Origin of the sequence: Leifsonia virtsii (genome assembly GCF_030433675.1) — a bacterium.
GTDB classification, from domain to species: Bacteria; Actinomycetota; Actinomycetes; order Actinomycetales; family Microbacteriaceae; genus Leifsonia; species Leifsonia virtsii.
The window spans coordinates 62,756-79,199 of the sequence record NZ_JAROCB010000004.1 but is presented as its reverse complement, the minus strand read 5'-3'; the positions used below and the strand labels follow the sequence as shown (position 1 = coordinate 79,199).

Here is a 16,444-nt window from a genome sequence, read left to right as displayed (position 1 = left end):
CTGGAGGCATGCCCTCGAGTCGCCTGCGCATCGCCACGATCAACGCCAACGGCATCCGCGCCGCCTTCCGCAAGGGCATGGGGGCATGGCTCGACGGGCGCGACGTCGACATCCTGGCGATCCAGGAGGTGCGCGCCTCCAGCGAAGACCTGCAGGGGCTGCTCGGCGACGAGTGGGACATCGTGCACGACCCCGCCAGCGCGAAAGGCCGGGCCGGCGTCGCCATCGCCAGCCGCCACCGCGCGGCCATCCACCGCGTCGAGCTCGGCCCGACCGAGTTCGACAGCGCCGGCCGCTGGCTGGAGGCCGACTACGAGGTGGGCGACACCGTCGTCACCGTGGTGAGCGCGTACGTTCACTCGGGCGAAGCGGGCACCGACAAGCAGGTCGAGAAGTACAAGTTCCTCGATGCGATGGAGGCGCGGCTCCCGGAGCTGCAGAAGCACAACGAGCTCGCCGTCGTGATGGGCGACCTGAACGTCGGCCACCGCACGCTCGACATCCGCAACTGGAAGGGCAACGTGAAGCGCGCCGGCTTCCTGCCGGAGGAGCGCGCCTACTTCGACCGCATCCTCGGCGCGGAGGGCGACCCGTCCTACAACGACGGCGCCGGGCTCGGGTGGGTGGATGTCGTCCGCCGCCACGCGGGCGAGGTCGAGGGCCCGTACACGTGGTGGTCGTGGCGCGGCAAGGCGTTCGACAACGACACCGGCTGGCGCATCGACTACCAGCTGGCCACCCCCGCGCTCGCGGCGCGGGTGCAGGACGTCGCGGTGGACCGCGCGGCCGCGTACGACGAGCGATGGTCGGACCACACGCCCGTGGTCGTCGACTACGCCGTCTGACCGCACAGCCCGCACTCCATCCACAGATTTTCGAAAGCAGAACCATGACCGAACTCCCCCGCCTCTACTCCGGCATGCAGCCCTCCGCCGACTCCCTGCACCTCGGCAACTACATCGGCGCGCTGCTGCAGTGGAAGGAGCTGCAGAGCACGCACGACGCGTTCTTCTCGGTGGTCGACCTGCACGCCATCACGGTGCAGCAGGATCCTGCCGAGCTGCGCGAGAAGACGCGCCGCACGGCGGCCCAGTACATCGCGGCCGGCATCGACCCGTCCGCGTCCACCCTCTACGTGCAGTCGCACGTGCCCGCGCACGCCCAGCTCGCCTGGGTGCTCAACACCATCACCGGCTTCGGCGAGGCGTCGCGCATGACGCAGTTCAAGGACAAGTCGCAGAAGCAGGGCGCCGACGCGACCTCGGTCGGACTGTTCGCCTACCCGGTGCTGATGGCCGCCGACATCCTGCTCTACGACACGACGGTGGTCCCGGTCGGCGACGACCAGCGCCAGCACGTCGAGCTCACCCGCGACCTCGCCGAGCGTTTCAACAGCCGCTTCGGCGAGACGTTCGTGGTGCCGCAGGCGATGATCCTCAAGGAGAGCGCCCGCATCTACGACCTCCAGAACCCGGAGTCGAAGATGTCGAAGTCCGCGGAGTCCGGCTCCGGCATCATCTGGATGCTCGACGAGCCCGACGTCACCCGCAAGAAGATCATGCGCGCAGTGACCGACACCGACGGCGTCGTGTCGTTCGACCGCGAGGGCAAGCCCGGCATCTCGAACCTGCTCAGCATCTACTCGGCGCTGACCGGCCGCTCCATCGAGTCCATCGAGCTGGAGTACGAGGGCAAGGGCTACGGCGACTTCAAGAAGGGCCTGGTCGAGGTCGTGGTCGGCGAGTTCACGCCCGTGCGGCAGCGCGCGCTCGACCTCCTGGCCGATCCGGGCGAGCTCGACCGCATCCTCGCCGTCAACGCCGAACGCGCGAGCGAGGTGGCGGAGGCGACGCTGGCGAAGGCGTACGAGCGCGTCGGCTTCCTGCGCAAGGCGCGCTGATGCCGTATCCGGTCGTCCTGTCGGGCGCGCGGGTGACGCTCGACCAGCCCGCGGAGTCCGACGTCGACCAGATCGCCGAGCTCTGCAGCGACCCGGAGATCGCGCGATGGACCACCGTGCCGTCGCCGTACCGGCGCGAGCACGCGGTCGGGTTCGTCACCAGCGTGGTGCCCGACGGGTGGGCCAGCGACCGGGTCTGCACGTGGAGCGTGCGTGTCGACGGCGAGCTGGTCGGCATGGTCAGCCTCGGCGACATCCACCAGCACCAGGGCGAGATCGGCTACTGGCTGGCTCCGGAGGCGCGAGGCCGCGGGGTGATGTCGGAGGCCACCGCACTGGTGCTGGCGTACGGCTTCGCCCCCGGGCCCGACGGGCTGGCCCTGCGGCGGATCCTGTGGCGCGCCCTCACCGGCAACGCGGCGAGCGCTGCGGTCGCGCGCCGCGCCGGTTTCCGGTGGGAGGGCGTGGTGCCGGGCGGAGCGGTGCAGCGCGGTGAGCGCCTCGACGAGTGGCGCGGCGTGCTGCTGCCGGACGACCCGCGGGCGCCCGCAGGCGACTGGCCGGACGTCACGTTCGTGCAGGCGGAGGCGTGACCGCGCCGCGCGTCGTCCTGTTCGACCTGGACGACACCCTGTTCGCGCATCGCGCGGCCGTGGAGTCGGGCATCCTGCGCTACGCCGACACTCTGGGCGCTCCGTACGGCGCGCTCGAGGCGGAGGAGCTGACGACCCTCTGGCACGACCTCGAGGAGGAGCACTACCACTCCTACCTCGCTGGGCGACTCGACTTCGAGGGGCAGCGCCAGGCCAGGGCGCGCGATTTCGCCGCGCGTCATGGAGTGGTCCTCGACGACGGGCAGGCGAGCGCGTGGTTCGCCGACTACTTCGAGCACTATGTCGCGGCCTGGACGCTGCACGACGACGCGCTGCCCGCGCTCGACGAGCTGGAGCGGCGAATTCCCGGGGTGCGCTTCGGCCTGATCACGAACGGCGACCTGGCGTTCCAGAGCCGGAAGGTGCACGCCGTGGGTCTCGACGCGCGCGTCGAGCACGTCGTCGCCTCGGGCGAGGTCGGCATCCCGAAGCCCGACGAGGCGATCTTCCGGTTCGCCTGCGACGCCTTCGGCGTGAGCCCCGCGGAGGCGGCCTACGTCGGCGATCGGCTGCGCACCGACGCGATCGGCGCCGCACGCGCCGGCCTGACCGGCGTGTGGCTGAACCGCCGGGACGCCGTCCCCTCCTCCGACGACGAGCACGATGCCCTCGCGGCGGGGGTGCTCACCATCCGCTCCCTCGCCGAGCTTCCGGAGCTGCTCTCCTGAAGTAGTGTCCTATAGACAATAAGTGGTACGCTCACGACACCGTCGTTCGAAGGAGAACCGATCGTGACCGAGCCAGAGACCTCCCGCCCGCTGGAGCGCCACCGCGCCGCGCTGCAGGATCCGCCCATCGAGTACCGCCCCGAATTGCGCTGGTGGCTGGCCGAAGGCCTGCACACCGACCGCACCCTGCGGTTCGAGATCGACGCCGCCCACCGGCTCGGCTTCGGCGGGATGGAGTTCCTCGCGATGGACGAGCAGGCCATCGACCACGCCCGCTACGGCTGGGGCTCCGAGGAGTGGGTGCACGACTCGCAGATCGTGGTCGAGGAGACGACCGCGCGCGGGATGTCGGTGAGCTTCACGTCGGGCACGAACTGGTCCAACGCCAACCTGCCGACGATCGACCCGGACCACCCGGCCGCGGCCCGGGAGCTGAACGTCGTGACGGAGGACGTGCGGGCGGGGACGGGCCGCACCGGCGCCCTTCCGCGCATCGTGCTCGACGAGGAGCGCGCCGAGAGCCTGCTCCCCGGCCACCGCGTCCCGCCGAGGACGCAGGAGTTCGTCGCCGCCGTCGCCGCCCCCGTCGTGTCCGACGGCGGTGACGGCGCTGCGCCGGTGCTCGACGCGGACGCCGTGCTCGACCTGACCTCCCGGGTCGTCGACGGCACCCTCGACTGGAGCCCCGACGCCGGCGACGACCGCGCCTGGCGGCTCTTCGTGTTCTGGTCGCACGGCACCGGCCAGACGGCCTCCCCGTCGGTGGGCGTCAACTACACGGTCAACTACCTGGACCGCGCCGGCGTCGACGCGGTCATCGACTACTGGCGGTCCACCGTCCTGACGCCGGAGCTGCGCGCGCTGATCGCCCGCAACCCGCGCGCGCAGATGTACATGGACTCGCTCGAGCTCACCACCTGGGGCGACGGCGGCCTGTTCTGGGGTGCGTCGGTCGCGCGGGAGTTCCGCGAGCGCCGCGGCTACGACATCGCCCCGTGGCTGCCGTTCCTCACCCGCAGCGTGCTGCTGATGGCCTCCGCCACGACGTACCGCAACCAGCCGACCGAGGCGCAGCGGCCCACCGTCGAGAAGGTCCGGCACGACTATGTCGAGACGCTCACCGACCTCTACATCGAGAACATGCTGCGGCCGTTCGCCGCGTTCCTGCACGAGAACGGCATCCTGCTGCGCTCGGAGATCAGCTACGGCCTGCCCTTCGAGCTGACCCGGCCGGGGCCGGAGGTGGACGGCATCGAGACGGAGTCGCTGGAGTTCGGTTCGCAGATCGACGCCTACCGGCTGCTCGCCGGGCCCGCGCACCTCTTCGGCAAGCAGTACTCGTCGGAGACCGGCGCCACGACGCGCAACCACATGCTCGACCACCGGTTCTACGACCAGATCATCGCGACACAGCTCGCGGCCGGCATCACCAAGACCGTGCTGCACGGCTGGGCCAGCACCGCGGGCGCGGAGGGTGCGACCGAGTGGCCCGGGCACGAGGGCATGTGGCCGGCGTTCTCCGAGCGGTTCGACCTCCGCCAGCCGGCGAGTGAGTTCTACCCGCAGTGGAACGCCGCGCTCGGGCGCGTGCAGTACCTGCTGCGGCAGGGCCGGCCCCGCATCGACGTCGGCATCCTGCGCACCGACCATTTCGTCGACAACATGTCGGGGATGTACTTCCTCGACCCCGACGGCCGCCGGATCCCCGACGAGGTCGCCTACGGCACGATGTGGATGCGTAACCGCGAGAACCACTGGTGGCAGGACCTCGGAATGCAGGACGCCGGGTGGAGCTACGAGTTCTTCGACGGCAGCCTGCTGCTGCGCGACGACGTCGCCTTCGCGGACGGCCTCGTGCAACCGGACGGCCCTGGCTACCAGGCCCTGATCGTCTATCAGGAGGCCCTGAACCCGGACGTCGCCCGGCTGCTGCTCGACCAGGCGAGGGCCGGACTCCGCGTGCTGATCGTGAACGGCGCCCGCGAGCTGAAGCTGCTGCTGACCGGGGAGCACATCCTGAACGCCCGCGCGACATCCCGGACGCCCGGGCTGGACGGCCGCGACACCGAGCTCGCCGAGACGATGGCGGCGCTGCACGCGCAGCCGACCGTCGCCGAGATCGACGACCCGGCCGAGACCGTGTCCGCCCTGCGCGGGCTCGGCGTCGTCGGCCGCGCCGAGTTCGTCGCCGAGAACCGCTTCGTGCTCGGCTCGCTGCGCGAGGACGGCGACCTGCTGCACGTGTACCTCTACCACTTCCTGTACGAGACAGGAGAGGACACGGTCGTGGAGGTCGCCCTCCCCGGCGCCGGCACTCCGTACCGGGTCGACCCGTGGAGCGGCGCGGTCGCCGAGCACCGCGGGGTACGGCTCGACGGCGACCGCACCGTCGTGTCGGTCGCGCTCGCCCCCGGCGAGATCGCCCTCCTCACCGTCGACCGCTCCCAGACGCCCGCCGGATCGCGCCCGGCCCAGCGCGAGACCGTGCAGCGGCTCGAGGGCTGGAGCATCGCCGTCGAGAGCTGGGACGCCGGACCGGACGAGCTGATCGTCGAGGACCGCGGCCTCGGCTACGAGACCAGGGAGGTGCGTCCGACGACCGCGGTCACGACGCTCCCGGTCGACGGTTCCGGGCTGCGACCGTGGACGGAGCTCCCGGGCGTCGGCCCGGAGGTCTCCGGCGTCGCGGAGTACCGCGCCGAGTTCGAGCTCGAGCGCGCCGCGGAGCCCGGCGAGCGCCTGCTGCTCGACCTCGGCTCCACCGCGGGAGGCCTCGGCGTCGCGAGCGTCAACGGCGGCGAGGCGCGCGGCTTCGACACCTCGCGTCCTGTCGTCGACATCACCGACATGGCGAGGACCGGGCGCAACACGGTCACGGTCCGGGTCGCCAGCTCCCTGAACAACCGGCTGATCGCGCGCGGATACTACGACCGCATCCCGGACATGGGCCTGCTGCTGCTCGGCCGCGAGGGCGGCCACCAGACGCAGGTGCGGCCGCACGGCCTGCTCGGGCCGGTGACCGTCGTGCGCGAACGCTGAGCCCCGCGCGACTCCGGCCCCACGCGGCTGGGATACTGGGCAGCACGCCGAACAGAGGAGGTGGCAGCGTGTCGGACGACCCCGACCTCTCGCCGGTCATCGAGCAGGACCCGTTCGACCTCCGTCTGTCGATCGCGTCGATCGTGCACTGGGCGGACAGCCGGGATGTGCGCGAGCGCGTGATGGAGAAGATCGGCTTCCCGGTCGACGACATCCCGATGTTCGTCGTCGTCAACCAGCTCGCCTACCGCGGTGCGCTGCGGCCCACCGACCTGGCGGCGACCCTCGGAACGGGCAAGGCGAACATCTCCAAGATCGTGCGCCGCTTGGAGGAGATCGGTCTGGTCGAGCGCGTGCCGTCGCCACGGGACGAGCGCAGCGTGCTGGTCGCGCTCACCCGCGACGGCCGCGAGCTCGGCGAGCGCATCATGGAGGTCGCCCAGGCGCAGGTCGACGAGGTCACCCTCGGCTGGGACCCGCAGGAGGTCGAGACCCTGCGCCGCGCCGTCGCGCGGTTCGCCCGGCAGGCGTTCGCCGGCCTGGAGATGACGCCGGGGCTGCGCGAGCGCTAGTCAGTCAGTTCCCCTTCGTGCAGGTCTGCTCGTCGGCGGTCTGGCCGGTCACGTCCGAGGGCAGGCTCACGTCGGTGGAGGACGGCGTCGGGACCGGGGTGGACCCGGCCGCCGGAGCCGTGGCCGCCGTCGACGGTGTGGGCGTCGGCGTGGGCGTCGCGGTCGCCGACACCGTCCCGTCCCCCGTGTGGCCCGTGAGCACCACGGGCACATCGGCGGCCAGCGCCTGTTTCAGCGCCGCGACCCCGTCGGGCTCGGGCACCACCCGGTTCGGGTTGTCCGGGTCGGTCATCGCCGGGTACTGCAGGAAGACGAAGTCGCTCAGCGGGACGCTCTTGAGCGCCAGCGCGATCGACACCAGCGTCGTGGGCGACGCGAGCGTGTCCGAGAGCTGGATGTTCGAGGTCGCCGCCTTCGCCAGCGAGTAGAGCGTGAACGGGTTGCCCAGTGTGCCCGCGCTCGTCGCCTTCCGGAGCAGCGCCGACAGGAACAGCTGCTGGTTGCTGATCCGGCCCAGGTCGCTGCCGTCGCCGATCCCGTGGCGGCTGCGCACGAACGCCAGTGCCTGCTGACCGACGAGCGTCTGCTGCCCGGCCGGGAGGTCGAGCCCGACGTAGGGGTCGGTGACCGGCGTCGCCAGGCACACCGTCACTCCCCCGATCGCGTTCGACATCGCGATCACGCCGTCGAAGCTGATCTCGGCCGCGTACGGGATGCTCAGCCCGGTGAGCGCCTCCGCCGTCAGCACCACGCAGGAGAGCCCGCCGGTGGAGAGCGTGGTGTTGAACTGCGCGTCCGACTGCGCCGGGGTCGAGCCGCCGCTCGCGGTCGGGCAGGACGGCACGGGCACCATGAGGTCGCGCGGGATGCTGATGACGCTCGCATGCGTGTGGTCGGCGGAGAGGTGCAGCACCATCGTGACGTCGTTGTTCCCGGCGCCGGAGCTGCCGGCGAGCTCGTCCGCGGTCGAGAACTGGCCGCCCTGGCCGGTGCGGGTGTCCGTGCCCGCGAGGAGGATGTTCACCGCACCGGACTCGGCGCCGACGCTCGGGGGCGCGGCGACGGACTTGCCCGACGCCGACACCAGGTGGATGGACGGCTTGAACGAGGACACGGTGTCCTCCACCGCGTAGGCGGTCACCGCGGTCGCCGAGACCGCCGCGACGGCGAGCACCGAGGCGATCAGCCGCGCGACCGGCCCCCGCGCCGTGCGCACCGGGAGCCGGCCGTGCCGAACCGAGTACGTGCGTGCGGAATGCCTCATACGCCCGACGGTAGAGGACCGGGCTGCGCGGACGCTTTCCACTCGATGAGGAGGCCCGAAGGATAGGCGACGGGGAAAGCGGAACGCCGCCCGGCGCGAGCCGGACGGCGTTCCGTCGTGAAGGATGGATCAGGCGTTGCGGACGTCGTCGTCGACCCAGTCGAAGGTCTTCGTGACGGCCTTCTTCCAGAGCCGCAGCTGGCGCTCGCGCTCGGCCTCCTCCATCTTCGGCTCCCAGCGGCGGTCCTCCTGCCAGTTCTTGCGGAGGTCGTCCAGGTTCTCCCAGAAGCCCACCGCGAGGCCCGCGGCGTAGGCCGCGCCGAGGGCGGTCGTCTCGGCGACCACCGGACGTACGACCGGCACGCCGATGATGTCCGCCTGGAACTGCATCAGCAGGTTGTTGGCGATCATGCCGCCGTCGACCTTCAGCTCGGTCAGGTCCACACCGGAGTCGGCGTTGACCGCGTCGAGCACCTCGCGGGTCTGGAAGGCCGTGGCCTCCAGCACCGCACGGGCGATGTGGCCCTTGTTGACGTACCGGGTGAGGCCGACGAGCGCGCCGCGCGCGTCCGCCCGCCAGTACGGCGCGAACAGGCCCGAGAACGCCGGCACGAAGTAGGCACCGCCGTTGTCCTCGACGGTCTTCGCCAGCTCCTCGATCTCCGGGGCGCTGGAGATGATCCCCAGGTTGTCGCGAAGCCACTGCACCAGCGAGCCGGTGACCGCGATGGAGCCCTCCAGCGCGTAGTGCGGAGCCTCGTCGCCGAGCTTGTAGCCCAGCGTCGTCAGCAGGCCGTTCTTCGAGTGGACGATCTCCTCACCGGTGTTGAAGATGAGGAAGTTGCCCGTGCCGTAGGTGTTCTTCGACTCGCCCGGATCGAACGCCGCCTGGCCGAACGTCGCGGCCTGCTGGTCGCCGAGGATGCCCGCCACGGGCACCTCGCGGAGCAGGCTGGATGACTCGACCTCGCCGTAGACCTCGGAGGAGCTCTTGATCTCCGGGAGCATCGACTTCGGCACGCCGAACACCTCGAGGATGTCGTCGCGCCAGCTCAGCGTCTCCAGGTCCATGAACAGGGTGCGGGAGGCGTTGGTCACGTCGGTGGCGTGCACGCCGCCGTCCGGGCCGCCGGTCAGGTTCCACAGCACCCAGGTGTCCGTGGTGCCGAACAGCAGGTCGCCGGCCTCGGCACGCTCGCGGGCGCCCTCCACGTTCTCCAGGATCCAGACGATCTTGGTGCCCGAGAAGTAGGTCGCCAGCGGAAGGCCGACGATCTGCTTGAAGCGCTCGGTGCCGCCGTCAGCCGCCAGGCGGTCCACGATCGGCTGCGTGCGGGTGTCCTGCCAGACGATGGCGTTGTAGACGGGCTCGCCGGTGTTCTTGTCCCAGACCACCGCGGTCTCGCGCTGGTTGGTGATGCCGACGGCCGCGATGTCGTGACGGGTCAGGTCGGCCTTCGACAGGGCCTGGCCGATGACCTCGCGCGTGTTGTTCCAGATCTCCACCGGGTTGTGCTCGACCCAGCCGGCCTTCGGGAAGATCTGCTCGTGCTCGAGCTGTCCGGTCGACACGATCGATCCGGACTTGTCGAAGATGATCGCCCGGGTGCTGGTCGTGCCCTGGTCGATGGCGACGACGTAGTCGGCCATAGGTAACTCCTTTGTTCTTTGGGGGTGGAACGGAGGAGGCCGGCGGGGTGTCCCCGCCGGCCCCGTGTCACTTCAGGATCGGAAGCAGCAGAAGGGCGAGCCAACCGGCGAGCAGACCGCCGATGATCGGCCCGACCACCGGGACCCACGAGTACGCCCAGTCGCTGGAGCCCTTGCCCTTGATCGGCAGGATGGCGTGCACGATGCGCGGACCGAGGTCACGGGCTGGGTTGATGGCGTACCCGGTCGGACCACCGAGGCTGGCGCCGATGCCGATCACCAGGAGGGCGACGGGCAGTGCGCCCAAGGCGGCGAGGCCGGCGGCCGTGCCCGGCTGGTGGCCGAAGGCGATGACCACGAACACCAGCACGAAGGTGCCGATGATCTCGGTGACCAGGTTCCAGCCGTAGCTGCGGATGGCAGGACCGGTCGAGAAGACGCCCAGCTTGTTGGCCGGGTCCGGCTCCTCGTCGAAGTGCTGCTTGTAGGCGAGCCAGGTGAGAACGGCGCCGATCATCGCACCGATCAGCTGGGCGAGGATGTACAGCACCACCGTGGCGAAGTTCACCGGCACGAGAGTGTGCGCGGCGGCCGAACCGAACGTCTTGGCCCCGTTCGCGACGAGACCCAGCGTCACGGCCGGGTTGAGGTGAGCACCCGAGTTGTAGGCGACCACGACACCGGCGAACACACCGATGCCCCAACCGAAGTTGACCATCAGGAACCCGCCGTTGAAGCCCTTGTTCCTGATCAGGGCGACGTTCGCCACGACACCGGTACCGAGCAGGAGCAGCAACGCCGTTCCCACCACCTCGGACAGGAAATCTACACCGATATTGTCCACGTTGACCTTCCAGTTGTTCAGTTGACCCGCACCCTGTTGTGCGATCTGGTGTGGCTCTTGTCAGGGTGGGCATCTGAACGCTATTGCGGTCGCGCTCGCCTTGACAAGAACCGTGTCATGCACGTTCGTGCATTTATCGAACAGCCGCGGCTTCGCTCCCGTCCCCCGACTTCAGCTGCACCCGGTGGGCGTCGGCAAGGTCCGCTACGAACGAATCTTCCTCCTCGGTGCGCCGGTTTGGCGACCATCCGAGCGCGTTTGCCGCGATTTCGCCGATCTCGTGCACCAGCGCCGGGGTGATGGCGCCGGTGAAGGCGAGGCTGGTGCGCCGGAGGAAGACGTCGGACAGGTGCACGACGTGCTCACTCCGGACCAGGTGGTCGATCTCGGCACGGGAGTACGTCGGGGCCGCGGCGAGCGGGGCGTCGTCGCCGTCCCATCCCGCGATCGCGTCGATGACGAAGCTCGCCTTCGTGCCGTAGCGGTGCAGCAGCGTGGTGGCGCGCTCCGTGCCCACGTCGGCGCCGTAGCGGGCGACCCAGTCGCGCTCCGCCTGCGGCGTGGTCGGGAAACCGGCCCCTCCGCCGATCGGCAGGCCGAGGGTCTGGACGGTGCGCGTCGCGCCGAGGGCCTTGAGGGTCTCGTTCGCGAGGTGCTCGCTGAGAGCGCGGAACGTCGTCCACTTGCCGCCGACGAGGCTGAGGACCGTGGTGTCGCCGAGCCCCGCGATCGTGCCGGGCACGATGCGGTAGTCGCGGGACACGAAGCCGGGGGCGGTGTCGTCGTGGTGCGGCAGCGGACGCACGCCGGAGAAGGTGTAGACGATCTGCTCACGGGTGACCGGGATCGTTGGGAAAACGTGCGCGACCAGTTCGATGAAGTAGTCGATCTCGTCCTCGGTGATCACCGCGCGCTCGCTCATGTCGGCGTCGATGTCGGTCGTGCCGACCATGACCCGGCCCTTGAGCGGGTAGATGAGCACGATGCGGCCGTCGTTGTTCTCGAAGAACATCTCGCGGCCCTTGCAGGCTTCGAGCAGCTCAGGGTTGTCGAGCACGATGTGGGAGCCCTTGGTGCCGCCCATGTAGCGGGTGGCCTGGCCGAGCGCCTCGTTGGTGAGGTCCGTCCACGGGCCGGAGGCGTTGACGACGACGTCGGCGGTGATCACGAACTCCTCGCCGCTCTCGCGGTCGCGCACCAGCACGCCGCCGTCGCGGGTGCCGACGGCCTCCACATAGTTGACGGCGCGGGCGTGCGGACCGGCGGCGAGACCGTCGGCGAGCACGTCGAGGGCGAGCCGCTCGGGATCGTGCACCGACGCGTCGAAGTACGTCGCCGTGTACTTGAGGCCCGGGTTCAGCTCCGGGAGGATCTCGAGCGACTTCTTGCGGCCGTGGAAGCTGTGCCGAGGCACCGTGCCGCCGGCGCGCGAGAAGGAGTCGTAGATGGTCAGGCCGGTCTTGATCAGGAACGCGCCGCGCTCCTTCGGCTTGCCCTGCTTGTGGGTGAGGAAGCGGAGCGGGGCGGCGAGGATCCCCGAGAAGGTGGAGAAGATCGGGATGGTGGTCTCGAGCGGCTTCACGTAGTGCGGCGCGATCTTCAGCAGGCCGTTGCGCTCGGTGACCGACTCCTTGACCAGCCGGAACTCGCCGTTCTCCAGGTAGCGGATACCGCCATGGATCATGTGGCTGGAGGCCGCGGAGGCGCCGGACACGAAGTCGTTGCGCTCGACGAGGACGACATCGACGCCCTGCAGGGCGAGGTCGCGGAAGGTGCCGAGGCCGTTGATGCCGCCGCCGACGACGAGCACCTGTGCTCGCGGTCGCTCGATGAGGCGCTGGACCTCGTTGCGTGTGCTCGACTTCGTCGTCACGGTTCTCTCCTGGTTCTGCTGCGTGCGGGTGTTGCTGCGAGCTATAGTCTTCGTGGCGGCACAACTTCGATCAAGCTCGATGCACATACGTGCACGCTCGTTCGCCCGAGGAGGAACGGCCGCCGGAGGAGAAGAGGCCCCGAATGCCCCAGCCCGACACCGAGCACCTGCCCGACAAGGTCCGCGACGCCCTCAAGGCGGGCCACCTGTACTACATGCAGGACCTGACGATGGAGGCGATCGCGCATGAGATGCACACGTCGCGCTCCAGCGTCTCCCGGCTGCTGAGCTACGCCCGCTCGTCGGGGCTCGTGACCATCCAGATCGCCGAGCCGCACGAAGGTGCGACCCGCATCCAGCAGTCGATCCACGAGCGGTACGGCATCGCGGCGCACATCGTCCCGATGCCGAGCGCCATCAGCGACGTCGACCGGCTGGAGCGCGTCGCCATCTCCGCTGCACGGATTCTCGACCGCTTCATCGACTCCAACCAGACGGTGGGGGTCGCCTGGGGCTCGACGATGAGCGCCCTCAGCAGGCACCTCATCCCGAAGGAGCTGCACAACGTCGAGTTCGTGCAGTTGAACGGCGCGGGGAACACGTACACGACGGGTGTGCTCTACGCGTCGGAGATCCTGCGCCGGTTCGGCGACACCTACTCCGGCACGATCCAGGAGTTCCCGGTGCCCGCGCTCTTCGACGACCCGCAGACCAAGGTCGCGATGTGGCGGGAGCGGAGCACGCGGCGCATCCTCGACATCCAGGAGCGGATGGACGTCGCCCTGTTCGGCCTCGGCTCCCCCTTCTCGGAGGTGCGCTCGCACGTCTACGCCGGCGGCTACCTCGACCAGGCCGACTACGCCTCGCTCGACGCCTCCGGCGTCGTCGGCGACGTGGCGACCGTGTTCTTCCGCGAGGACGGCAGCCACCACGGCATCCCGCTGAACGAGCGGGCGAGCGGACCGGACATCGACCTCATCAAGCGGGTCCCGCGCCGGGTGTGCATCGTGTCGGGCCCGTCGAAGGTCCACAGCCTGCGCGGGGCCCTCGCGGCCGGCCTCATCACCGACCTCATCGTCGACGAGGGAACCGCCCGGGCGCTCGTGCAGAGCGCGCAGGAGGCGACGGCGGCCGAGGCGGCCTGAGCCGGCCCCGACCACCGCCGCCGGGGCGTCAGCCGCGCGCGGGCCTGCGCCGCAGCAGCACCAGGAGTCCACCGAGCGCCGCCAGGGCGAGGGCCGCCAGGACGGCAGGGGCCGCATCGAGACCGGTGCTGGCGAGGGAGCCCGTCGCGGAGTCCTGGCCGGCCGGCTTCGCCGAGCGCGACCCGGGGCCGGTGCCGTACGAGCCGGAGCCGGAGCCGGAGCCGGCCGACGATCCGCCGGAGCCGCCCGAGCCGGAGCCGGAGCCGCCCGTGCCGCCCGCACCGCCGTCGCCGCCCTGACCGCCGGAGCCGTCTCCGCCGTCTCCGCCCGTCCCGGGGTCGACCGGAGGCGTCGTCGAGGCGACCGGCACGGTCACAGCCGCATCCGCGGTGCCCGACGTCACGCCGTCAGGGAACCGGGCGAGCAGGCGACCGCCCGGGCTCGGGTCCACGAAGCCGCTGGTCAGCTCTGCGGTGTTCGTGATCGGGCCATCGCCCGCCGCCGCTGCGCCATCGAGGACGCAGACGATGGACGCCGAGCCCCCGACCGGCAGGTCGGCCGTGACGGTGTGGCCCACACAGCCGTTGTTCGTGCCGGTGCCGCCGGACAGCACGTCGCTGGCCACCCGCACGTTCGTCAGCGGGACGTTGCCGAGGTTGGTGGCCGTCAGCCGCCACTGCACGGATGCGCCGGGAGTGGCCTGGGTCTTCTCCACCCAGCTCGCGTCGTCCGCGGGGTCGCAGCCGGTGACAGTGACGCACACCTCCTTCTTGAGCTGGAGACGCGGGTCGATCACGTGCAGGAAGACCGTGGTGGCCGTCGAGACAGTGTCCTGGTTGTTCGGGGAGGTCACCGGCGAGATGTTGCCGAAGGTGAGTCGCGCCCCGTCGTCCGGAAGGCCGACGGTCTGCAGGATGCTGGAGGTCGTCGGGACGCCGCTGCGCCCCTGCTGGATGACCGTCTGGGTTCCGAGGTCGGAGAACAGCCCGTCGGTGAGGGTCTTCGTCCAGCGGAACTCCCGCGTGGTGAACCCCCACTCCAGCACATCGGTCGGGGCCGCCTGCCACTGGCACGCCTTCGCGACACCCACCAGCTCGACGGTGTCGCCCGGCAGGGCGTAGAGGTCCTTCACGAAGCCGTCGGTCGACTGGATCTTGGACACGGCGATCGCGTTGGTCCCGTCGCAGACCGTGGAAGAGAGGTCGTCGTAGGGTGCGCCGACCGTCATCGAGACCGGAGCGGGGGCGTCCGGCGGGGTGCTCACCGTCGCGGCCGCGGCCAGGGTCGTGGCGACCAGTCCGAGCGCCAGCCCCGCACCGGCGCCTGCGCCGATCACGACGCGTCGGGTGTGTCTGTTATGTATCAATTTCGGGTAGTACATATCTATATCGTATGAATCGTTTTCCTGAGCGCCTCCTGAAACTGACCGCTTGGCCGCCGCGCCGCGGTGGCGCTCCCGTGACGCTCCCGTGACGGGAATAGACCGGGACGCCCCGCGTTGATCTACACTCGACAACGAAATACGTGCTCCGGGGTCGGTGAGAGTCCGAACCGGCGGTGACAGTCCGCGAGCGGGACGCGAGAGCGTCCTGCTGAGCCGGTGGAATTCCGGCACCGACGGTAATGCGTCAGGCGAGAGCCTGCCGCTCAGTCCGGATGGGAGGAAGCACGGTGGGCGGTCCGCGTGGGCCGACGCCCGCGCGACCCCGGCGACACGTCTCGAGTGAGAGACAGGATGGCAACCGGATGACGTGGGAAGCCCCCATGCGCACGGCGCTGCAGTTGGCGGCGAACGGTCCCGCCACGGGCGTGAACCCGCGGGTCGGCTGCGTCCTCCTCGACGCCGAGGGGAACGTGCTGGCCGAGGGCTGGCACCGCGGCGTCGGAACGCCGCACGCCGAGGTCGACGCGCTCGGCAAGCTGCCGGAGGGCGCTGCGCGCGGCGCCACCGCCGTCGTCACCCTCGAACCCTGCAACCACTGGGGCCACACCGGCCCGTGCTCCGTCGCCCTCATCGAGGCCGGCGTCTCCCGCGTCGTCTACGCCACGGACGACCCCGGGCACCACTCCGGCGGAGGCGCCGAGCGCCTGCGCGAGGCCGGCGTCGAGGTCGTCGACGGCGTGCTGCGCGACGAGGTCGAGCGGTTCCTCGGCGACTGGCTCACCGCCGCACGACTCGGGCGGCCGTACATCGTCGTGAAGTGGGCGAGCAGCCTCGACGGCCGAGCGGCGGCCGCCGACGGCACGAGCAGGTGGATCACCGGCGCCGCCGCGCGCCAGCGCGTGCACGAGCAGCGCGAGGCGTCCGACGCGATCGTCGTCGGCACCGGCACCGTGCTCGCCGACGACCCCAGCCTGACGGCCCGCGGAGACGCCGGCGAACTGCTGGCCACCCAGCCGACGCCCGTCGTCATCGGCACCCGCGCCATCCCGAACGACGCCGCCGTCTTCCGCCACCCCAACCCGGTGATCTTCGAGGGCACGCACGACCTGCACGCGGTGATGGCCGATCTGCACCAGCGCGGGTTCCGGCGAGCCTACGTCGAGGGCGGACCGACCCTCGCCAGCGCGTTCGTCGCGGCGGGCCTGGTCGACGAGTACGCCGTCTACCTGGCGCCGACGCTGCTCGGCGGCCCGCGCCTCGCGCTCGGCGACATCGGCGTCGAGACCATCGGCGACCAGAGGAGGCTGCGCATCGTCGACGTCGAACGGCTCGGCGGCGACCTGCTCATCCGGGCCGTCCCCGTCCCCGCCGGAGCACCCCGCGCCGCCGACACCGACCCGGCCGACGTGGCCGGCGCCGACATCTTCCCCGAGACCGAGGAGGTCTGACCAC

General features: G+C 70.6%; 13 protein-coding genes and 1 riboswitch. Of the genes, 8 read left to right on the top strand and 5 right to left on the bottom strand.

The annotated features are described in order from the left end of the window. Positions 1-8 precede the first annotated feature (8 nt). The 6 genes from P5G59_RS14415 (at position 9) to P5G59_RS14390 (ending at position 6,832) form a co-directional block, all read left to right on the top strand. Entirely contained in the window at positions 9-845 is an 837-nt protein-coding gene (locus P5G59_RS14415; protein ID WP_301219691.1) for an exodeoxyribonuclease III, read from the top strand. A 44-nt stretch (positions 846-889) separates the two neighbouring features. Then, a complete protein-coding gene (gene trpS, locus P5G59_RS14410) occupies positions 890-1,900 on the top strand; it encodes a tryptophan--tRNA ligase (RefSeq protein WP_301219690.1) in 1,011 nt (336 codons plus the stop codon). Next, positions 1,900-2,493, top strand: a complete 594-nt coding sequence (locus P5G59_RS14405; protein ID WP_301219689.1) for a GNAT family N-acetyltransferase — start codon at positions 1,900-1,902, stop codon at positions 2,491-2,493. Before trpS ends, P5G59_RS14405 begins: the two co-directional genes overlap by 1 nt. Beyond that, positions 2,490-3,221 carry an HAD family hydrolase gene (locus P5G59_RS14400; protein ID WP_301219688.1) on the top strand — a complete coding sequence of 244 codons (732 nt, stop codon included), beginning with the start codon at positions 2,490-2,492 and terminating at the stop codon, positions 3,219-3,221. The genes P5G59_RS14405 and P5G59_RS14400 overlap by 4 nt, the downstream gene beginning before the upstream one ends. 63 nt (positions 3,222-3,284) lie before the next feature. Further along, positions 3,285-6,260 carry a glycosyl hydrolase gene (locus P5G59_RS14395; protein WP_301219687.1) on the top strand — a complete coding sequence of 992 codons (2,976 nt, stop codon included), beginning with the start codon at positions 3,285-3,287 and terminating at the stop codon, positions 6,258-6,260. A gap of 68 nt (positions 6,261-6,328) precedes the next feature. Then, on the top strand, positions 6,329-6,832 hold the full coding sequence (locus P5G59_RS14390; RefSeq protein ID WP_301219686.1) for a MarR family winged helix-turn-helix transcriptional regulator: 504 nt from the start codon (positions 6,329-6,331) through the stop codon (positions 6,830-6,832). A gap of 4 nt (positions 6,833-6,836) precedes the next feature. Here the strand turns inward: P5G59_RS14390 and P5G59_RS14385 are convergent, their stop codons facing one another. The 4 genes from P5G59_RS14385 to P5G59_RS14370 form a co-directional block, all read right to left on the bottom strand. Further along, on the bottom strand, positions 6,837-8,096 hold the full coding sequence (locus P5G59_RS14385) for an LCP family protein (protein WP_301219685.1): 1,260 nt from the start codon (positions 8,094-8,096) through the stop codon (positions 6,837-6,839). A gap of 129 nt (positions 8,097-8,225) precedes the next feature. Beyond that, positions 8,226-9,746, bottom strand: coding sequence for a glycerol kinase GlpK (gene glpK, locus P5G59_RS14380; protein WP_301219684.1), 1,521 nt, complete (start codon positions 9,744-9,746; stop codon positions 8,226-8,228). Positions 9,747-9,813: 67 nt separating this feature from the next. Then, a complete protein-coding gene (locus P5G59_RS14375) occupies positions 9,814-10,590 on the bottom strand; it encodes an MIP/aquaporin family protein (RefSeq protein ID WP_301219683.1) in 777 nt (258 codons plus the stop codon). Between the two features lie 133 nt (positions 10,591-10,723). Next, positions 10,724-12,463 carry a glycerol-3-phosphate dehydrogenase/oxidase gene (locus P5G59_RS14370; protein ID WP_301219682.1) on the bottom strand — a complete coding sequence of 580 codons (1,740 nt, stop codon included), beginning with the start codon at positions 12,461-12,463 and terminating at the stop codon, positions 10,724-10,726. Positions 12,464-12,606: 143 nt separating this feature from the next. Here P5G59_RS14370 and P5G59_RS14365 point away from each other — a divergent pair, with 143 nt between their 5' ends. Continuing rightward, on the top strand, positions 12,607-13,608 hold the full coding sequence (locus P5G59_RS14365) for a sugar-binding transcriptional regulator (protein WP_301219681.1): 1,002 nt from the start codon (positions 12,607-12,609) through the stop codon (positions 13,606-13,608). Between the two features lie 28 nt (positions 13,609-13,636). On the opposite strand, the gene P5G59_RS14360 is transcribed toward P5G59_RS14365, so the two are convergent. Beyond that, positions 13,637-14,989, bottom strand: coding sequence for a hypothetical protein (locus tag P5G59_RS14360; protein WP_301219680.1), 1,353 nt, complete (start codon positions 14,987-14,989; stop codon positions 13,637-13,639). Positions 14,990-15,129: 140 nt separating this feature from the next. Beyond that, positions 15,130-15,281: riboswitch (FMN riboswitch) on the top strand. A gap of 73 nt (positions 15,282-15,354) precedes the next feature. Between P5G59_RS14360 and ribD the strand changes: the two genes are divergently transcribed. Further along, positions 15,355-16,440, top strand: a complete 1,086-nt coding sequence (ribD, locus tag P5G59_RS14355) for a bifunctional diaminohydroxyphosphoribosylaminopyrimidine deaminase/5-amino-6-(5-phosphoribosylamino)uracil reductase RibD (RefSeq protein WP_301219679.1) — start codon at positions 15,355-15,357, stop codon at positions 16,438-16,440. The last annotated feature ends 4 nt before the right edge of the window (positions 16,441-16,444 follow it).